Consider the following 16084-nt stretch of genomic DNA (forward strand, 5'->3'; position numbering starts at 1 on the left):
TATCAAACACCACGCTGGCCACCGCCATCAGTTTCCTCGTGCCCGGTACCGCGTAACGAATTGGGCGGCCTATGAGGCTGGCCTACGTCAGCGCGGCAGTTTGACCATCTGGTTCAGCACGGAGGCCGTTCAGGCTTGGCGTGCCGCCCCACGCACCACCCGCGGCGGGCAGCTGCGCTACTCGGCCGTGGCGATCGAGACGGCGCTGACCCTGCGGGCGCTTTTCCGCTTGGCCTTCCGACAGACCGAAGGGCTGATCGGCTCGCTGATGCAGCTGTTGCGGTTGGACCTACCGGTGCCGGATCACACCACTCTGAGCCGACGGGCCCGAAACCTGGCCGTGAGGATCCGTCCGCAGACCACCGGGCCGCTGCACCTGCTGGTCGACAGCACAGGGCTGAAACTCAGCGGGCCCGGCGAATGGCAGGTTGAGAAGCACGGCTCCAAGAAGCGCCGTTCCTGGCGCAAGTTCCACATCGGTGTGGACGCTCGAACTGGGCAGATCGCTGCCGTGGAGTTGACCCCACCCGATGTCGACGATGCCTCGCAGGTCGGTCCCTTGCTCGATCAGGTCTCCGCGCCGGTCAAGTCGCTCGTCGGTGACGGCGCCTACGACCGCACCGACGTGTACGTCGCAGTGGCGGCCCGCCACCCGGAGGCGGCGGTGATCGCGCCACCGCGCGCTGATGCCGTCTTCAGAGTCGTCGTCGAGACCGCGCCCACTCCGCGCGACCGTCACATCCAGGCGATTGCCGAGATGGGACGCATAGCTTGGCAGCGAACGTCCGGCTACAACGCGCGGGCCAAGGTGGAGGCGGCGATCGCGCGCTACAAGCAAGTGATTGGCAATCGCCTGCGGGCCCACAGCGATGACGGGCGGCGTACCGAGCTCATCATCGCCAGCACCCTGCTCAACCGCATGTTCGGCTTGGCACGCCCGACCTATGTCCGCGTCGCGTAAAAAGATGGGGGACATGGGCTCATGCCGTTCCCGCTCGCATCAATGCACCACGCTGACCGCGATGGTAATCTCGGTGGTCCGCCGATCATTGGCGCTGGGTTCCGTGCTTTCCGATCAACCACTCCCCTGGCCCGCACAGCTTGACGCAAGTGTGACGGTACCCTCCTGATGGAATCCGGTCAAGCTGGAGGAGCGTCGGGCCGCAGCTCATCAATCACGGATCTTTCCGTCGAAGAGTATATGGGGAAGGCCCAGCGAACAGCGCTCGACCCGGCCGGAAATCCGGTAGAAGGCCGCCAGGGTCTCTGCGGTGATCGCGTCCTCCGGAGTTCCTGCCGCGGCCAGGGCGCCCTCCGACAACAGAACGACCATATCCACCCATCGCAGTGCAAGATTCAGGTCGTGCAGCACGGCGAGCACGATCATGCCTTCCGTCTTGGCGGTTTCCGTCACCGCCTGCATCACGTCGATCTGGTGGCGTGGATCGAGCGCGCTCGTAGGTTCGTCCAGCAGCAGGATCCTCGGGCGGCGCACGATCGATTGGGCAAGGCTCACGAGTTGGCGTTGCCCGCCGGACAGTTCGTCGAGCGGAGAAAGGGCGAGGTGGCCGATCCCCAGCCTCTGGAGCACGGCGTCGGCCTCCGCATGGACGAGGCTTTCCGGCCGGTCCTTCACAAGCGTCGAAACGCGCAGCGCGGTGACGACGGATTCGATGACGCTGAGCGCGATGCCCTGGGGCAGGCTCTGCGGCATGTAGGTGACGTACCGGGCGCGCTCGGCCGGCGTCATCTGCAGGAGAGCCTGTCCATCGTAGCGAACGTCGCCGGTCGCCGGCAGCAGGCCGGCCAGGGCGCGAAGAAGCGTCGTCTTGCCGGCGCCGTTGGGACCGACGAGGGCGGCGACCGTACCCGCCCGCAAGGGCGGCAGCGACAGGCCGTCGATGATCCGGCGCCGGGGATAGCCGGCACGGAGCCCGGTGATCCGAAGCAGGTCGTCCGTCATGCCGGCCGTCCCCTGAGAATGAGCGCGACGAAGATCGGGATGCCGACCAGCGACGTGACCACGCCGATGGGAAGCATCACTCCGGGCAGCAGCAGTTTGCCGGCGAGCGAGGCGAAGGACATGATGGCGGCACCGATCAAAAGGCTAGCCGGAAGAAAGAAGCGGTGGTCCTCCCCGACCAGAAGTCGGGCGATGTGGGGACCGACCAGTCCGATAAAGCCGACCGTTCCCACGAAGGCCACCGCCAGCCCGGCCAGAAGGCTGACACGGAGCAGGGCCGTGAAGCGCAGCCGTGCGACGGGTACGCCGAAGCTCCGCGCCCGGTCCTCGCCGAACCTAAGGGCCGTCAACCGCCATCGCGCGGCGAAAGCGGACGGAAAGGCAACAGCGAGTGCGGCGGCCAGCACGGCGATCTCCGCCCATCCGGTCCGCGTGAGGGATCCCATGGTCCAGAACACGAACTGTTGCAGCGCCGCTTCCGAGGCGACGAACTGGACCAGCGCCACCAGCGCGTTGAAGGTGAAGACCATCGCGATGCCGAGCAGGACGAGGCGGTCCGGACCCGTCCCGCGCCGCGAAGCGAGTGCCTGCAGCAGGAACACCGAACCGAAGGCGAAGACGAAGGCATTGGCCGGAACGAGCCAGCCCGGCGGCAAGCCGGGAAGGCTGGTTCCCAGGATCATCGCCAGCGCGGCTCCGAACGAGGCCGCGGAGGACACGCCGAGCGTGAAGGGGCTGGCAAGCGGATTGTCGAGGATCGTCTGCATCTCGGCCCCGGCGAGAGCGAGCGCGGCGCCGACGAGGAGCGCGGTCAATGCCTGGGGCAGGCGCACGCTCCACAGGATGAGGCTTTCGGTGCGGGTCGCCCCCTCCAGTCCGAACAGCGCCCTGATGGTGCGTTCCAGGCCCAGTCCCGCCGGCCCGTTGGCGACGTCCAGCACGAATCCGACCAGCAGGATGCCGGCCAGTGCCGCAACCAGCATCCGGCGCCGATGGAGCATCCGGCGGTATGACCGCTCGCGCTCCGTGCTTCCGGCAGCCGGTGTGGCTACGGCTGGTGCGGCGGAACTGCCGATGCGCGGGGTCATGCGAGAACCGCCGCGATTCCGGCCTTGACGATGTCCTCCTCGCTCATCCCCCGCCGCCAGTGCGAAAAAGCGATGAGGCGGGAGGAGGGAAGGCCGATGTCGGTCTTCAGATAGGACCGCATGTCGCGGAAGGCCGAATATTCCGCGCCGATCCAGGCGAAAAGACCGTCCTGGCCGGCCGGAAGCTCGACCAGCCGCAGAGCATCGGACAGAAGCGTGGTCGAACCGGGTGCGGTGCCATTGCGGTACAGCCAGCGAATTGCGACACCCGGCGGCCCGTCGATCTCCTGCCGTTCCGCGGCATCGGCGACTTCGATGAGCGCGATCCCCGCCGCGGAGGCCGGCAAGCCTTCGAGGATGCGGGCGATGCCCGGCAGCCCGGTCTCATCGCCGGCGAGCAGATACCAGTCCGCCGGTTTCGGCCCATAGGCCGCCGGTCCGAGGAGCCCGACCACGTCGCCGGGTGCCGCGGCCGCGGCCCAGGACAGGCCGGGACCGCCCCCGCCATGCATCACGAAGTCGATGTCCAGCGTTCCCGCCGCCGGATCGATCCGGCGGATGGTGAAGATCCGCGAGTCGAGCTTGCCGGATTCGGGCCAGACGACGCGGCCGTTGTCGTCCAGAAACGGCCATTGCGGCGTAGCGATATCCCTGCCCTGGAACAGCAGCCGGCAGTGGATCTGATCGGGCACCGCGTAACGGGCGAGGTCATCCCCGCCGAACGAGATCCGGCGCATGCGCGGGGTCAGCTGCCGAACCTCCCGCACGGTGAGCACCCGGAGATCGGTCGGCAGCACGGCGCCGGCCGCGTCGCCCGTCCAGACGATTTCCAGATTCTCCGGACGGGTCACGAAGTCGATCAATCCGGTCAGCTCATGCTTGAGGCGGTTGAAGTCGGCCGGATCCGTTGCCTCGACGGCAAGCGACAGCGCCCCCGGTGCCGCACGCAGGTGCGCCGTTCCGAAGGAGGAGGTGACCGTGTGGCCGTCCCCGTCCGGGCTTACCGTCATGTTGTGGGCGGAAAAGGACTGGATGATGGTGTCGAGATAGGTGGAGACCTTCGGAAACGCTATCGTGGCCTGAGCCTTGAGAAACGCCATGTCGCCTGTCCTTCGCGTTCGATCTGTCATGGGTTGCTTCGGCGTTCGAAGATGCCGGCCGCCATCGGACGGAACCGTGGCGGCCGGTGTTTCTTCAGCGCCCGTCAGCTGCCGTCGCCGGCGAAAGGCTAAGCCAGCACGGACCCGCCAGGGGCTGTGCCAGGAAGCGGCGGTTCAGTTCGTCCATCGTGTCCGACGGATCGGCATCCGCGAACGCGTCCGGGTGCAGCCATTTGGCAACGGCCTCGACGAACAGGATGTTGAGCGGCGGTGCCGTGAGAAGCCCGGTCCAGACGCCGTGCACCCGCCGGTTCCGGACGGCCGGCAGCGTGTCGAAACCGGTCCGTCCGGTCAGGCGGCGCAATCCGGCACGCGCCTTTTCGGGATCGAGACCCGGGCCGATTCCGGGGCGGATGCCGGCGCCGAATGCGCCGCCCGAGGCGATGTAGACCTCCGGCGATTCGGTCATCAGCTGCTCTGCGGCGAGCTTCGCGTACCAGGGTGACCCATGCGGTCCCTCGACGGCAGAGAGGTTGCGCCCCCCGGCCCGGGCGAGAAGGTCGCCCCAAATGCGTCGTCCGGCCGTCCAGCAGCAATCGTCGTAGGTGGATTGCACTTCGAGATACGCCTTCACCGCCGGCGCGCCGGCCAGCCTTGCCGTCACGGTTGCGAGGCGCTCCTCGACAAAGCCGATGAAGGCGTCGGCCCTGTCGCCCTTGCCGAGGACGGCACCCCACAACCGCAGGGCCCGGGCCATGTCGCCGAAGGGGTCGCCGGGGGCGCCCGCGTCCGCCTGCCGGTTGGAGGCGGCGCTGCTGAAGATCACGGGGATGCCGGCAGCTTCGAGGCGGCGCGTCAGCCCACCCTCGCCGAGCCCCGGCTCCATCACCGCAGTGGCGACCACGAGGTCCGGTTCAAGGGCGAGAATCCGCTCCAGCGACAGCGTGTCGCCGGTCTGGGCACCCACCACCGGAATGGGGCCGCCGTTGCTTCCCCGCTCGTAGAGCCGGCGCACCAGATCGCTGTCGAACCGGTCGACCCCGGCCCAACCGACGATCAGGGCGGATGGGTCTGGGTGCAGGACGGCCATGCTCAACACATCGACCGCATCGAGGAGCACGATCCGGCGAACCGCGCCGGCGAGCGGAACCCGGCGGCCGGCTGCATCGACGACGGACCCGGACCCGGCTCCGGGTGCTCCCAACGCCGTGACGGGCGCCAGGGCGGTCAGGCCCAGGAGGATGGTGCAGGTCCGTCGGTCCAGGCGCATCGGAGTCCGTCTCACAGCCTGTACCGCAGTCCGGCCAGAACCTGCGCACCGTTGCCGTACTGGCAATAGAAGCTGGAACTGCAGCTCGAGTAATATTCCTTGTCGAAGAGGTTGGTGGCGTTCAGCGTCGCTTCCGCTCCGCGCAGCGACGGACCGAGCTTGCCGAGGTCGTACCGCACCGAGGCATCGACCAGCGCGTAGCCGCTCGTCCGGATGGTGTTGGCATCGTCGGCGAAGCTGCCGCCGACGAAGCGGATGCCGCCGCCAACGGTCAATCCGTCGAGCAGGCCGGTATCGAAGCCGTAATTGGCCCAGGCGGACCCGTAATATCTGGGAGCCGCCTGCGGCTGCTTCCCGATGGTGGTCGCCGAGGTCGATTTGGTGACCTCGGTGTCGAGCAGAGTGAGCGCGCCGATCAGCTCCAGCGATTTGGTGACGTTTCCGCGCGCTTCGAATTCCAGTCCGCGCGAGCGAACCTCTCCCTGCTGGACGTAGAAGCCGACCGTCGTGTCCGGCGTCTTCACATTTTCCTGGCGGATGTGGAAGGCGGAAAGCGTGAAGAGCGCCTTCATGAAGGAGGGTTCGTATTTGAGCCCGGCTTCCCATTGCTTCGCCTTGGTCGGCTCGAAGGGCGCGCCGCGCGCATCCACGCCGACGGTCGGCTCGAAGGACGTCGAGTAGCTGACATAGGGGGAGATCCCGCTGTCGAACCGGTAGAGCAAGCCGGCGCGATAGCTTGGGGAACTGCTGGACTGGCTGCTGCTCGATCCCGCCAGCCGGTTCTCGGTCTCCTGCTTCGTCCAGTCGTAGCGCGCACCCAGCACGGCCCGGAAGCCGCCGAGTGCAAGCTGGTCCTGGAGATAGACACCGGTCTGCCGGAGCGTCTGCTTGGAGTCGATGATGGTCGTGAGGGCGCCGATGGGCACGTCATAACGCGGATTGGCGACGTCCAGTGAAGGCGCCAGGCCGAATTGGTATTCCCAGTCGCTGCGCGAATGCTGGAAATCGACGCCGGCGAGGGCCGTGTGCGAGACCGCTCCCGTCCTGAAGTCGAACTGCGCCTGATTGTCGGTGGCGACGCCCCGCACATCCTCGATCGAGCGGAGTGCCTGCCGTGGCAGCAGCCCGTCGGCGGTGACGGGCGCACTCATCTGCAGGCTTTGGAAATCGAGATCGATGGCGGAGTAGCGGGTTTTCGAGCGGAGGCTGACGACTTCGTTCAGCCGATGCTGGAAGCTGTAGCCGATGGCGTACTGCTTGCGCTCGTAGCTGTCGAAATCCGGATCGCCCACATTGAGCGTGCGCCCGAGGGCCGACTTGTAGGCTTCCGGGGCGAGCGAACGCGGATAGATGGAGTTGAAATATCCGCCTTCGGGATCGTTCTGATAGAAGCCCTGCAGGGTCAACTGCGTGTCGGCATCGGGTTGCCAGCGGATGGCCGGAGCGATGCCGACCCGCATCTCCTCGACATTGTCATAGCGGGTGTCGGAACGGCGGCCGACGCCGCTGATGCTGTACTGCCAACGCCCATCGGCATCGAGGGCACCCTGGCTGGTGACGCCGCTCTGCAGCCTTGCGTGGTTTCCGGCCTCGACCCTGACCTCGGTGTAGGGGGTAACGTCGGGGGCGCGGCTGGCCTGATTGACGAGACCGCCGGGGCTGGTCTGGCCGTAGAGGACGGCGGACGGCCCCTTCAGGACATCGATGTGATCGAGCAGGAAGGGATCGACCGCGGGCAGCGCGAAGGCCTGCCCACGGGGCAATTTCAATCCATCGAGGAAATCCACGACCCGCGTGTCGGTCCCGAAGCCTCCGAACCCGCGCATGAAGACGCTGTCGTAGCGGCTGGTGCTGTCGGCCGTCGACAGCACCCCGGCCGTGTAGTTCAGCGCGTCCTTCACGCTTTGGGGATTCTGATCGTCGAGTTGCTTGCGCGTGATGGTTGTAATCGCCTGCGGCGTGTCGAGGACGGGTGTTTCCGTTTTGGTCGCGGACGAGGAATCCTGCCTGAGATATTCGTTCGTCCCCTTCAGCCGGTCGCCTTCCACCTGAAGCGTCGGAAATGTGACGGCCTGCTCCTGGGCATGGCCGGTCATCGGACTCAAGGTCGCAGTTGCTGCCAGCAGCGCCGCGCCGGCTCGCTTTGGGAACACTCCCGTCATTCGTCTCGCCTCTCCCGTTGGTTCGCATGAGGAGTCTATGCGGCCCACATAATGCGAATGCGCATCATTCGCGATTGTAAGGCGAGTTCTAAAACAAACGGGACGGTCCCGTCCAGTTATTTTGATGCTATCCGATTCATTGGCTGGTCACGGGTGGGAGTGGTGGCATATGCATGGTTTAGGTGTGGGCGGTGCGTCGCCCGTCTGCTAAGGAAGAGCCTCCGAGCAGTGTGATGGCCATGCGCGGACGGTGGACGGAGGGAAAGCGCGAATGGCAGGGGGCAACCCTGCGAAGGACCCCGTGTCTTTCGGCCGCCATGATCCGAACTCTCCTCAGGGCCGTGCAGAGCAGGTAAAGGAACGATGAAGGTTTCGTCATCCACAAAGCCGCGCATCGGCAGGCCGTCGAAGGAAGATGCCGCGGAGACATCCAACCGGATCATCGACACGGCAGCGCAGCTTTTTGCGGCCCAGGGTTTTGCCGCCACGTCGATCGAGCAGATCGCGTCCGCCTGTAACGCGGGAAAGGATACGATCTACCGGCGCTTTCCATCGAAAACCGCGCTGTTCGTCGCCGTTGTTGAGCGGCTGCGGACACGGACCCTGAACAGTCTCGAGGCCGAGCTCGACTCCGCCGGCGGTCATGGCGATGCGTTGGCGCGGTTGAAGCGGGTTGCCCGCTGGTTCCTCACCGTCAACCTGGATCCGGACATGGTCGCCTTGAACCGGATTGCCTTGAGCGAAGCGAGCCTCTTCGGTCAGGACCAGCGGGATCCATGGGAGGAGGATCCCATCATGGAGCGTCTGATCCAGCTGATCCGTGCCGCACAGGAAGCCGGCACGCTCACCGGCGGCGATCCGCGGATGATCGCATCGCACATGCTCCATTCCATCGTGTTCGGGCCATCCAACGACGCGATGCTGGGCCGCAAGACCTACGCGGCCAAGGCCGCCCAGGATCAGTTTTTCGAGCAGGCCTGGACATTATTCCTGAACGGGGCGGGCGAGCGGCGAAGCGGGCCTTCCGGCCCCTGAGAGGCACTGTTCGTGGACGTCATGCGGGGGCTGCCTGGGTGACGAGCCGCTTCAGGCGACGTGAGAGGATCGAGATGAAGGCGATCTCGATGAAAGCGACGAGGTGCTCCTTCGTCCGCTCAACAATGGTGTTCAATCGCCGGTAGCGGCTCATCCATCCAAACGAGCGCTCCGCGACCTAGGCGATGTCGGTGGGAACAAACACGCCGCCGCGCCCTCTGGCGATCGGCTGAATGGTGATGCCAAGGACATTGGTGCAAAAAGGCCGGGGTGGTGGCGGTCGGCAGGGCGAGCCGGTATAGAGGCGCCCCCCACAGAAGCTGAGAGCCGGATGCTGTACAAGGCCAACGAGCCCCGCCGCGCCAAGATCCCGAAGGCGCGCTACCGTATGGAGAACTGGGCGGCCTACGACGCGGCGCTGCGCCGGCGCGGCGACCTGACGATCTGGGTGTCGCCGGAGGCGATCGCCGCCTGGACGCCGCCCGCCACGGGGCGGCGCGGCCGGCCTTCCCGCTACTCGGCCATCGCCATTGAGGCCGGGCTGATGCTGCGCCTGGCCTTCGGTCGGCCATGGCGGCAGACCGAGGGTTTGCTGGGCTCGCTCATGCGCCTGCTCGGCCTGGACCTGCCGGTCCCGGATCACACGACGTTTTCCCGGCGCAGCGCCGATCTGGCAGTCGAGACGGCGCTGGTCAGGACGGATGGGCCGGCCACCGTGGTCATCGACTCCACCGGGCTGAAGGTGTTCGGCAAAGGCGAATGGTACCTGCAGAAATACGGCGGCCCGCCGCGCCGGAGCTGGAGGAAGCTCCATCTGGCGGTCGATCCCGACACGGGCGAGGTCCTTGCCTCGGAGTTGACGGGCAACGAGGAGGGGGACGCTTCACTGGTCGGCTCGTTGCTCGACCAGATCACCCGCCCGATCGATGCGGTCATCGCCGACGGTGCGTACGACGGCGAGCCCATCTATTGCGCCGTTGCCGAGCGTGCGCCGGACGCCGAGGTGATCATCCCGCCGCGCGCCACTGCGGTGGTGAGCGACAGCGCCGAGACCGCCCCCACCCGGCGCGACCGCCACATCCGGATGATCAAAGAGCGCGGGCGGCTTGGCTGGCAGCGCGCGGTCCAGTACGGCCGCAGATCGCTGGTTGAGGTGGCGATCCTGAGGTACAAGGTTCTCATCGGACGCAGCCTCCGCGCTCGGACTCTGCCCGCGCAAAAAGTCGAAGCGGCCATCGGCTGCAAGGTCATGAACCTCATGACCAGCTTGGGCATGCCAGTCACCCGAAAGGTCGCCTGATTACCTCTGCCCTGGCGAGGACTCCGCCGGCACGCCCATTTGCGCACCAAAGTCCTCTCCACGTTAAGGACCTGTGAACAGCACCACAGATCTACGCACCTACTCCCTTTTTGCAAAAGGCACTCTGTATTCGATCAGAACAGCGGGAGCTGGATGCGCCCACCATCGTCCGTGTGGGCTTTTGCGGCGCGCACCGCGGCGTCCTGAGCGCCGGTCATCGTCCGGGCACTTCCAGAGCGGACCTGCTCACCAGCAACAGTGACGGTCCAGCTCCACAGATCCGGGCCGCGCCAGACCACCGCCAGATCGCACCCGTGCATCCGCGTCACCGCGTGCCGTGTCGTCCAGGTCGTCGTCGTTGGCATCCCGGCACCTCCACAAGTTCCGGCTGGCTGTACCACAGGACGACGGTGGTCAGTAAGCACGCCATGAGGAAACGGTCATCTGAGCAAATGCTCGTTTGATCTATTGCGCTATTGACTATTTGAGTGTTGCTAAACTGAAGGGCTCAAGTGTTCGGGATGCGCAAACACGGTGTGAACGCCGGCTGAACCGCCCCGGGTTTGTCGGAGGCCCCATCTTCTGAGAGACTGGGGTCCTCATGACGAAACAGGCATCACCCAAATACGCCCCTGAAGTGCGCGAGCGCGCGGTTCGGATGGTGTTCGAGCACGAAGGCGAGCATGCCTCGCAGTGGGCGGCGATCAGTTCGATCGCGGCGAAGATCGGCTGCACTCCGGAAACGCTGCGGGGCTGGGTCCGGCAGGCCGAGCGTGACCAGGGCAAGCGGCCGGGGCCGACAACGGACGAGCAGGAACGGATCAAGGCTTTGGAGCGTGAGGTGCGGGAGCTGCGCCAGGCGAATGAGATCCTACGCAAGGCGTCGGCGTATTTCGCCCAGGCGGAGCTCGACCGCCCGTTCCGGAAATGATCGCCTTCATCGACGCGCACCGCGCCGTTCACGGGGTCGAGCCGATCTGCCGAGTGCTGCCGATCGCCCCGTCCACCTATTACGCCCATGCCGCCCGACAGGCCGATCCGTCCAAGGCGCCGGCCCGTTCGCGAAGCGACGCAGTGCTGAGGGAGGCTATCCGGCGGGTCTGGGACGCGAACTTCCAGGTCTATGGGGTACGTAAAGTTTGGCGGCAGTTGCGGCGGGAGGGTATCGACGTGGCACGCTGCACAGTGGCTCGACTGATGAAGCAGATGGGCTTGAAAGGAGCGATGCGTGGCAAGGTGGTGCGCACCACGATCAGCGACCGGGCGGCGTCATGCCCTGCTGACCGGGTGAACCGCCAATTCCAGGCGCCACGCCCAAACGCCCTGTGGTTGGCCGATTTCACGTACGTATCGACATGGCAGGGCTTCGTCTACGTGGCCTTCGTCATCGACGCCTTCGCGCGCCGCATCGTGGGCTGGCGGGTGTCCAGCACAGCCCACGCCGGCTTCGTTCTGGATGCGCTCGAACAGGCACTTCACGACCGCCGACCGGCCAAGGGCTGCGGCCTCATCCATCACTCCGACAGGGGATCGCAATACGTTGCGATTCGCTACACCGAGCGTCTCACCGAAGCTGGGGTCGAGCCTTCCGTGGGCAGCGTTGGCGATTCCTACGATAACGCGTTGGCCGAGACCATCAACGGTCTCTACAAGACCGAGGTGATCCGGCGCCGCGGGCCATGGCGCACCTTGGAGGCTGTCGAGTTCGCCACTCTGGAATGGGTCGACTGGTTCAACCACCGGCGCCTCCTCGAACCCATCGGCAACAGTCCTCCCGCCGAGGCCGAAGCGCGTTACTATGCCCAAACCGAGGACGTCGCCAGGGCGGCGTGACTCAACACAAATGGTCTCCGGGAAAACCGGCGCGGTTCACCAGGAACTGGGCCGCATCGAGCGCACACTCTTCATGATCCGCTGGTTGGAAACACCCGAGCTCAGACGGAGCTGTCACATCGGGTTGAACAAAGGGGAGCAGCGTCACGCTCTGGCCCAGGCGATCTGCACGTTCAAGCAGGGCCGGATCGCCGACCGCGGGTCCCAAGCGCAGCAGTATCGCGCCTCGGGGCTGAACCTGCTCATCGCCGCGATCGTCTATTGGAACTCGACCTACATGGCCGACGCGGTTGGTCATCTGCGCGCCGTCGGCGGGACCGTACCCGACGACCTGCTCGTCCACACCTCACCGGTCGGCTGGGAGCACATCGGCCTGTCCGGCGATTTCCTGTGGGACCGCGCCGCGGCCGTGCCCATCGGCAGGCGACCGCTTAACCTGCGACGGGACCGCCATGCCGCCTGAAAGCCAAGTTCCCGGTCCGTTCGACCTTAGCGTTGTCTGCCGAACAAATGTCGCGATGCCCTCAATTTGCCCGCACTAACTTTGCATAATTCTCGATAATTTCCTTTTCCATCAATCTCATTAGTTGCCCGAAAGCTCCGCTTAGTTCGAAAATTTTATCGAAAGATTCCATGGAACCTGTATGTATTTTATACAATGCATGATTGACCTTTGCCTCTGCTTTAAAGGCATGCTGATGAACGTAGGTCAATTCAGGAAAATATAACCGAATATACATTATAATCTTCTTTGCGCGACTATGACCATATACCTCCGTAGAATGAGTTTTTATAAAATATCCCAGAGCATCTTCATCGCCGAGTGATGCAGCTTTATATCGTTCGCATCTATCCGCATTTTTCTCAAACACTTCGTTTACTAATATATATAGCTCTTCAAGCTTTTGCGTGAGAAGCTTTGACCTTTCCCTCCTGTTAGTTATGAATTGAGTTAACGCAAATACGATGATTGCAACGGAAGCAGCAATAATTGCTGACATAAGTGTTGCAAAAACTGACGGGTTCCCTTCAATCAATTTTACTAACTCTCCCACAGATTCCTCCCAGGGTTTAATATAAGTTGTCGCCCAGCAATGGGGCGATGTCGCGGCTGGTCAGATGCAGGCTGGCCGCGGCACCGTAGCCGCGCTTTGCGATCTTGCCGGCCGCCGCGGCCTCGAGTGCCGCGCGATGGGCGGCGGCATGGGCGAGGCAGTCCTCCGGTGCGGGATTCCGCGTGCCGAGCAGGGCGCGGAAGGCCAGCCGGTGGATGGCGCACCAGCCGCCATGCCCCGCCGGCCGGAAGACCAGCGCATCGATGTCGTCCCGCCAGCACAGCCCGTCCGCGCTCATTCCCGCAACCCCAGCCGCTTGGCGAGCCGGAACAGGTTGCTGCGGTCGAGCCCGAGCGTCCCGGCCGCCTTCGCCCAGTTTCCGCCGTGACGGTTCAGTTGGTCCTGGATCATGCGCCGCTGAAGCTCCTCCACCGCATCCCGCAACGGCAGATCTTCCCCTGGCAGAGCGGCCGGTGTTTCCGGCCGGCACGCCTGCGGCATGGCAGGCGTCGGCGCCGCAGTTCCCTCCCCAGCCTCCTCCAGACCGAGATCGGCCGGGGTCAGGGTCAGCACGCCGCCATCCGGTGGCCGGGCGGCGCGGGCACGGATGGCGCCGCGGCCGATGGCGTGCTCCAGTTCCCGCACGTTGCCGGGCCAGGGGTAGGACAGCATGCGCCGTTCCGCCGCCGCCGACAGGCGCAGGTTGCGCAGGCCCAGCCGCGCCCGGTTGCGCTCCAGGAACAGGCCGGCCAGCCGCAGGATGTCGGTGCCGCGGTCGCGCAACGGCGGCACCCGCAAAGGATAAACGCTGAGCCGGTGATAGACGTCGGCGCGGAAGCGTCCCTCCCGCACCTCCGCCGCCAGATCGCGGTTGGTGGCGGCGATCACCCGCACATCGACGGTGATGTGGCGGTCGGAGCCGACGCGCTGGATTTCGCCGTTCTGCAGGGCCCGCAGCATCTTCGCCTGTGCCGCAAGCGGCAGTTCGCCCACCTCGTCGAGGAACAGGGTGCCGCCGTCGGCCAGCTCGAACTTGCCGCGCCGGTCGCTCACCGCACCGGAGAAGGCACCGCGCACATGGCCGAACAACTCGCTCTCCACCAGCGCGTCCGGCAGCGCCGCACAGTTGACATGCACCAGCGGGCCGGCCTTGCGGGAGGAGCGGGTGTGCAGCCGGCGGGCCACCAGTTCCTTGCCCACCCCGGTCTCCCCCAGCACCAGGACGACGAGGTCGCTCGCCGCAACCGTGTCGATCTCCGTCAGCAGGGCTGCCATCGCCGGGCTCGATCCGACGGTGCCGGATTCGAGGTGCGCCGGCGGCTCGTCGATCCCCCTGATCCCCCGGTTGCCGTCATCCGTGAGAGCCGCGCGCCGCTCCACCGCAGTGGCGAGGTCGGCGGCCAGCCGCGCCCAGGCGGCGATAGCCTCCTCCCAGCCGTCGAAGCGTCCTTCGTTCAGCGCATCCAGGGTCAGCATGCCCCAGGGACGGCCATCCACGCCGAGCGGCGCTCCGACACAGTCATGGACATGCAGCCGCTGCTTCAGGTCGGGGATCAGCCCGTCATAAGGATCGGGTAGTTCGCAGCCGGGCGGGAAGCGCAGCGGTCCACCCGCCGCCCCGGCGATTGCCCGCAAGCGGGGGTGGTCGTCCAGCGCGAAGCGCCGCCCGAGCGTATCCGGGCTCAGCCCCCGCGTGGCGAGCGGCACCAGCAGCCCATCCGCCGAGCGACCGTCATGGCGCAGCAGCGCACAGGCATCGCAGGGCAGGTGCCGAGCCATCAGATCCAGCAGCAGCGGCCACAATCGCGCCTGGTCGTCCAGCACACGCAGCAGCGCGCCAGCCTCATCCAGCGAGAGACCTGTTGTCGGAATGACCGCCTCGTTGTCCATACGACATCATAGCCTGCGTGGTCGCTTTGACAACGCTTCCATCGCACGGCGCCGATTCCCGCCCTGCGTCGCTTTGGCACAGGGATTGCCAACCGGTTGCGACATCGTGACGCGCAAAAGGAATGCTTCCTCCATGCTGACCCCCGCCCAGATCGCCGTCATCAAGGCCACCGCCCCCGTCGTCGCCACCAATGCCAACCGGATCACCGGCACCTTCTATCCCCTGATGTTCGAACGCTTCCCCGAGGTGCGCGCCGTCTTCAACCAAAGCCACCAGCGCAGCAGCGCCCAGCCGGAAGCGCTGGCCAACGCCATCATCGCCTATGCCTCCAACATCGACCGGCTGGAGGTTCTGGGGCCGGCGGTCGAAGGCATCGTGCAGAAGCATGTCTCGCTGAACATCACCCCCGACCAGTACAAGATCGTCGGCACCTGCCTGATGGAGGCCATCGGCAAGGTCCTGGGCGATGCGGTGACGGCGGAGGTCGCCGATGCCTGGGGCGCGGCCTATTGGCAGCTCGCAGATCTGCTGATCGCAGCGGAGGAGAAGGAATATGCCCGCAAGGCGGCGCTGACCGGCGGCTGGCGCGGGGCGCGGCGGTTCCGGATCGCGGAGAAGACGCCGGAAAGCGCCGTCATCACTTCCTTCCGGCTGGCGCCGGTCGATGGCGGGCGGGTGATGGATTTCCAGCCCGGCCAGTATCTCGGCCTGCGGCTGACCGTCGACGGCGAGACGGTCCACCGCAACTACAGCCTGTCGGCCTCGCCCAACGGCCGCGATTACCGCATTTCGGTGAAGCGGGAGCCGCAGGGGGTGGTCTCCGGCTTCCTGCATGACCGCGCGCAGCTCGGCGACGAGATCGACGTCTACCCGCCGGCCGGCGAGTTCGTGCTGCGCGAGGGGACGGGTCCGCTGCTGCTGATCACCGGCGGCGTCGGCCAGACACCCGCCTTGCCGCTGGCCGAGCAGGCGCTGGCGGCAGGCCGCAAGGTGATCTACGTGCATGCGGCGCTCAACGGCTCGGTCCATGCCTTCCGCGAGCAGATCGACCGTCTGGCCGAGCTGCACGAGACCCTCAAGCCGGTTTATTGCTATGCCGATCCGCAGCCGGGCGACCGGCCGCACATGGTGGGCCTGCTCGACCAGGACCGACTGGGCGATCTGCTGCCGAAGGAGGCGGGCGTTGCCGCCTATGTCGTCGGCCCGAAACCCTTTATGGCGGCGGTGGTGAAGGCACTGACTGCGCTTGGCCTTCCGGAGTCGGCCATCGTTCACGAGTTCTTCGGTCCACGGGAGGCGCTTGCCTGACCGGCGATCTCCGATCGCTGCCTCCATATCGGCGGGCCGGCCCTTCGATCCTGGGCCGGCCCGTTCGTGTTTCTGCTCG

15 protein-coding genes, 1 pseudogene and 1 other annotated feature are annotated in these 16084 nt (G+C 65.9%); of the genes and pseudogenes, 6 read left to right on the forward strand and 10 right to left on the reverse strand.

The features are described 5' to 3' along the window. The first annotated feature begins 1 nt into the window (after nt 1). Nucleotides 2–961 carry an IS5 family transposase gene (locus AZOLI_RS27675; protein ID WP_044553603.1) on the forward strand — a complete coding sequence of 320 codons (960 nt, stop codon included), beginning with the start codon at nt 2–4 and terminating at the stop codon, nt 959–961. Nucleotides 962–1171: 210 nt separating this feature from the next. On the opposite strand, the gene AZOLI_RS27680 is transcribed toward AZOLI_RS27675, so the two are convergent. From AZOLI_RS27680 to AZOLI_RS27700, 5 genes are all read right to left on the reverse strand, one after another. Next, nucleotides 1172–1963: an ABC transporter ATP-binding protein gene (locus AZOLI_RS27680; RefSeq protein WP_014249960.1), complete on the reverse strand. Its 792-nt coding sequence runs from the start codon at nt 1961–1963 to the stop codon at nt 1172–1174. Then, entirely contained in the window at nt 1960–3051 is a 1092-nt protein-coding gene (locus tag AZOLI_RS27685) for a FecCD family ABC transporter permease (RefSeq protein ID WP_014249961.1), read from the reverse strand. Before AZOLI_RS27685 ends, AZOLI_RS27680 begins: the two co-directional genes overlap by 4 nt. After that, nucleotides 3048–4151 carry a siderophore-interacting protein gene (locus tag AZOLI_RS27690; RefSeq protein ID WP_014249962.1) on the reverse strand — a complete coding sequence of 368 codons (1104 nt, stop codon included), beginning with the start codon at nt 4149–4151 and terminating at the stop codon, nt 3048–3050. Before AZOLI_RS27690 ends, AZOLI_RS27685 begins: the two co-directional genes overlap by 4 nt. Nucleotides 4152–4245: 94 nt before the next feature. Beyond that, a complete protein-coding gene (locus AZOLI_RS27695; protein WP_014249963.1) occupies nt 4246–5421 on the reverse strand; it encodes an ABC transporter substrate-binding protein in 1176 nt (391 codons plus the stop codon). Between the two features lie 11 nt (nt 5422–5432). Continuing rightward, nucleotides 5433–7583: a TonB-dependent siderophore receptor gene (locus AZOLI_RS27700; RefSeq protein ID WP_014249964.1), complete on the reverse strand. Its 2151-nt coding sequence runs from the start codon at nt 7581–7583 to the stop codon at nt 5433–5435. Nucleotides 7584–7946: 363 nt separating this feature from the next. Between AZOLI_RS27700 and AZOLI_RS27705 the strand changes: the two genes are divergently transcribed. After that, complete coding sequence (locus tag AZOLI_RS27705; RefSeq protein WP_014249966.1) at nt 7947–8618, forward strand: TetR/AcrR family transcriptional regulator; 672 nt, start codon at nt 7947–7949, stop codon at nt 8616–8618. Between the two features lie 19 nt (nt 8619–8637). Here the strand turns inward: AZOLI_RS27705 and AZOLI_RS33730 are convergent, their stop codons facing one another. Continuing rightward, a complete protein-coding gene (locus tag AZOLI_RS33730; RefSeq protein WP_081506028.1) occupies nt 8638–8772 on the reverse strand; it encodes a hypothetical protein in 135 nt (44 codons plus the stop codon). Between the two features lie 177 nt (nt 8773–8949). Between AZOLI_RS33730 and AZOLI_RS27710 the strand changes: the two genes are divergently transcribed. Beyond that, nucleotides 8950–9918 carry an IS5-like element ISAli17 family transposase gene (locus tag AZOLI_RS27710; protein WP_014249967.1) on the forward strand — a complete coding sequence of 323 codons (969 nt, stop codon included), beginning with the start codon at nt 8950–8952 and terminating at the stop codon, nt 9916–9918. Between the two features lie 134 nt (nt 9919–10052). Here AZOLI_RS27710 and AZOLI_RS27715 read toward each other — a convergent pair whose 3' ends face one another. After that, nucleotides 10053–10283 (reverse strand): hypothetical protein, encoded by a 231-nt coding sequence (locus AZOLI_RS27715; RefSeq protein ID WP_014249968.1) that lies wholly within the window; start codon nt 10281–10283, stop codon nt 10053–10055. 236 nt (nt 10284–10519) lie between these two features. Between AZOLI_RS27715 and AZOLI_RS27725 the strand changes: the two genes are divergently transcribed. Both AZOLI_RS27725 and AZOLI_RS27730 read left to right on the forward strand, forming a co-directional pair. Beyond that, a protein-coding gene (locus AZOLI_RS27725; protein ID WP_085938505.1) for an IS3-like element ISAli4 family transposase occupies nt 10520–11751 on the forward strand; the annotation gives its coding sequence in 2 pieces (ribosomal slippage) (nt 10520–10814 and nt 10814–11751; 1233 coding nt in all). Next, nucleotides 10804–10920 (forward strand) — a sequence feature (AL1L pseudoknot). (Overlaps the previous gene by 117 nt.) A gap of 40 nt (nt 11752–11791) precedes the next feature. Further along, nucleotides 11792–12214, forward strand: a pseudogene (locus tag AZOLI_RS27730) (Tn3 family transposase); the annotation flags it as partial. A 61-nt stretch (nt 12215–12275) separates the two neighbouring features. Here the strand turns inward: AZOLI_RS27730 and AZOLI_RS32800 are convergent. From AZOLI_RS32800 to norR, 3 genes are read right to left on the reverse strand one after another with little or no spacing between them, the layout of a single operon-like run. After that, nucleotides 12276–12788, reverse strand: a complete 513-nt coding sequence (locus AZOLI_RS32800) for a hypothetical protein (protein ID WP_162488482.1) — start codon at nt 12786–12788, stop codon at nt 12276–12278. 34 nt (nt 12789–12822) lie between these two features. Beyond that, nucleotides 12823–13104, reverse strand: coding sequence for a DUF1488 family protein (locus tag AZOLI_RS27735; RefSeq protein ID WP_014249970.1), 282 nt, complete (start codon nt 13102–13104; stop codon nt 12823–12825). After that, nucleotides 13101–14696, reverse strand: coding sequence for a nitric oxide reductase transcriptional regulator NorR (gene norR / locus AZOLI_RS27740; protein WP_014249971.1), 1596 nt, complete (start codon nt 14694–14696; stop codon nt 13101–13103). The genes AZOLI_RS27735 and norR overlap by 4 nt, the downstream gene beginning before the upstream one ends. Nucleotides 14697–14829: 133 nt before the next feature. On the opposite strand from norR, the gene hmpA reads away from it, so the two are divergent. After that, entirely contained in the window at nt 14830–16005 is a 1176-nt protein-coding gene (hmpA, locus tag AZOLI_RS27745; RefSeq protein WP_014249972.1) for an NO-inducible flavohemoprotein, read from the forward strand. The last annotated feature ends 79 nt before the right edge of the window (nt 16006–16084 follow it).

This window comes from Azospirillum lipoferum 4B, from assembly GCF_000283655.1.
Taxonomy (GTDB): domain Bacteria; phylum Pseudomonadota; class Alphaproteobacteria; order Azospirillales; family Azospirillaceae; genus Azospirillum; species Azospirillum lipoferum_C.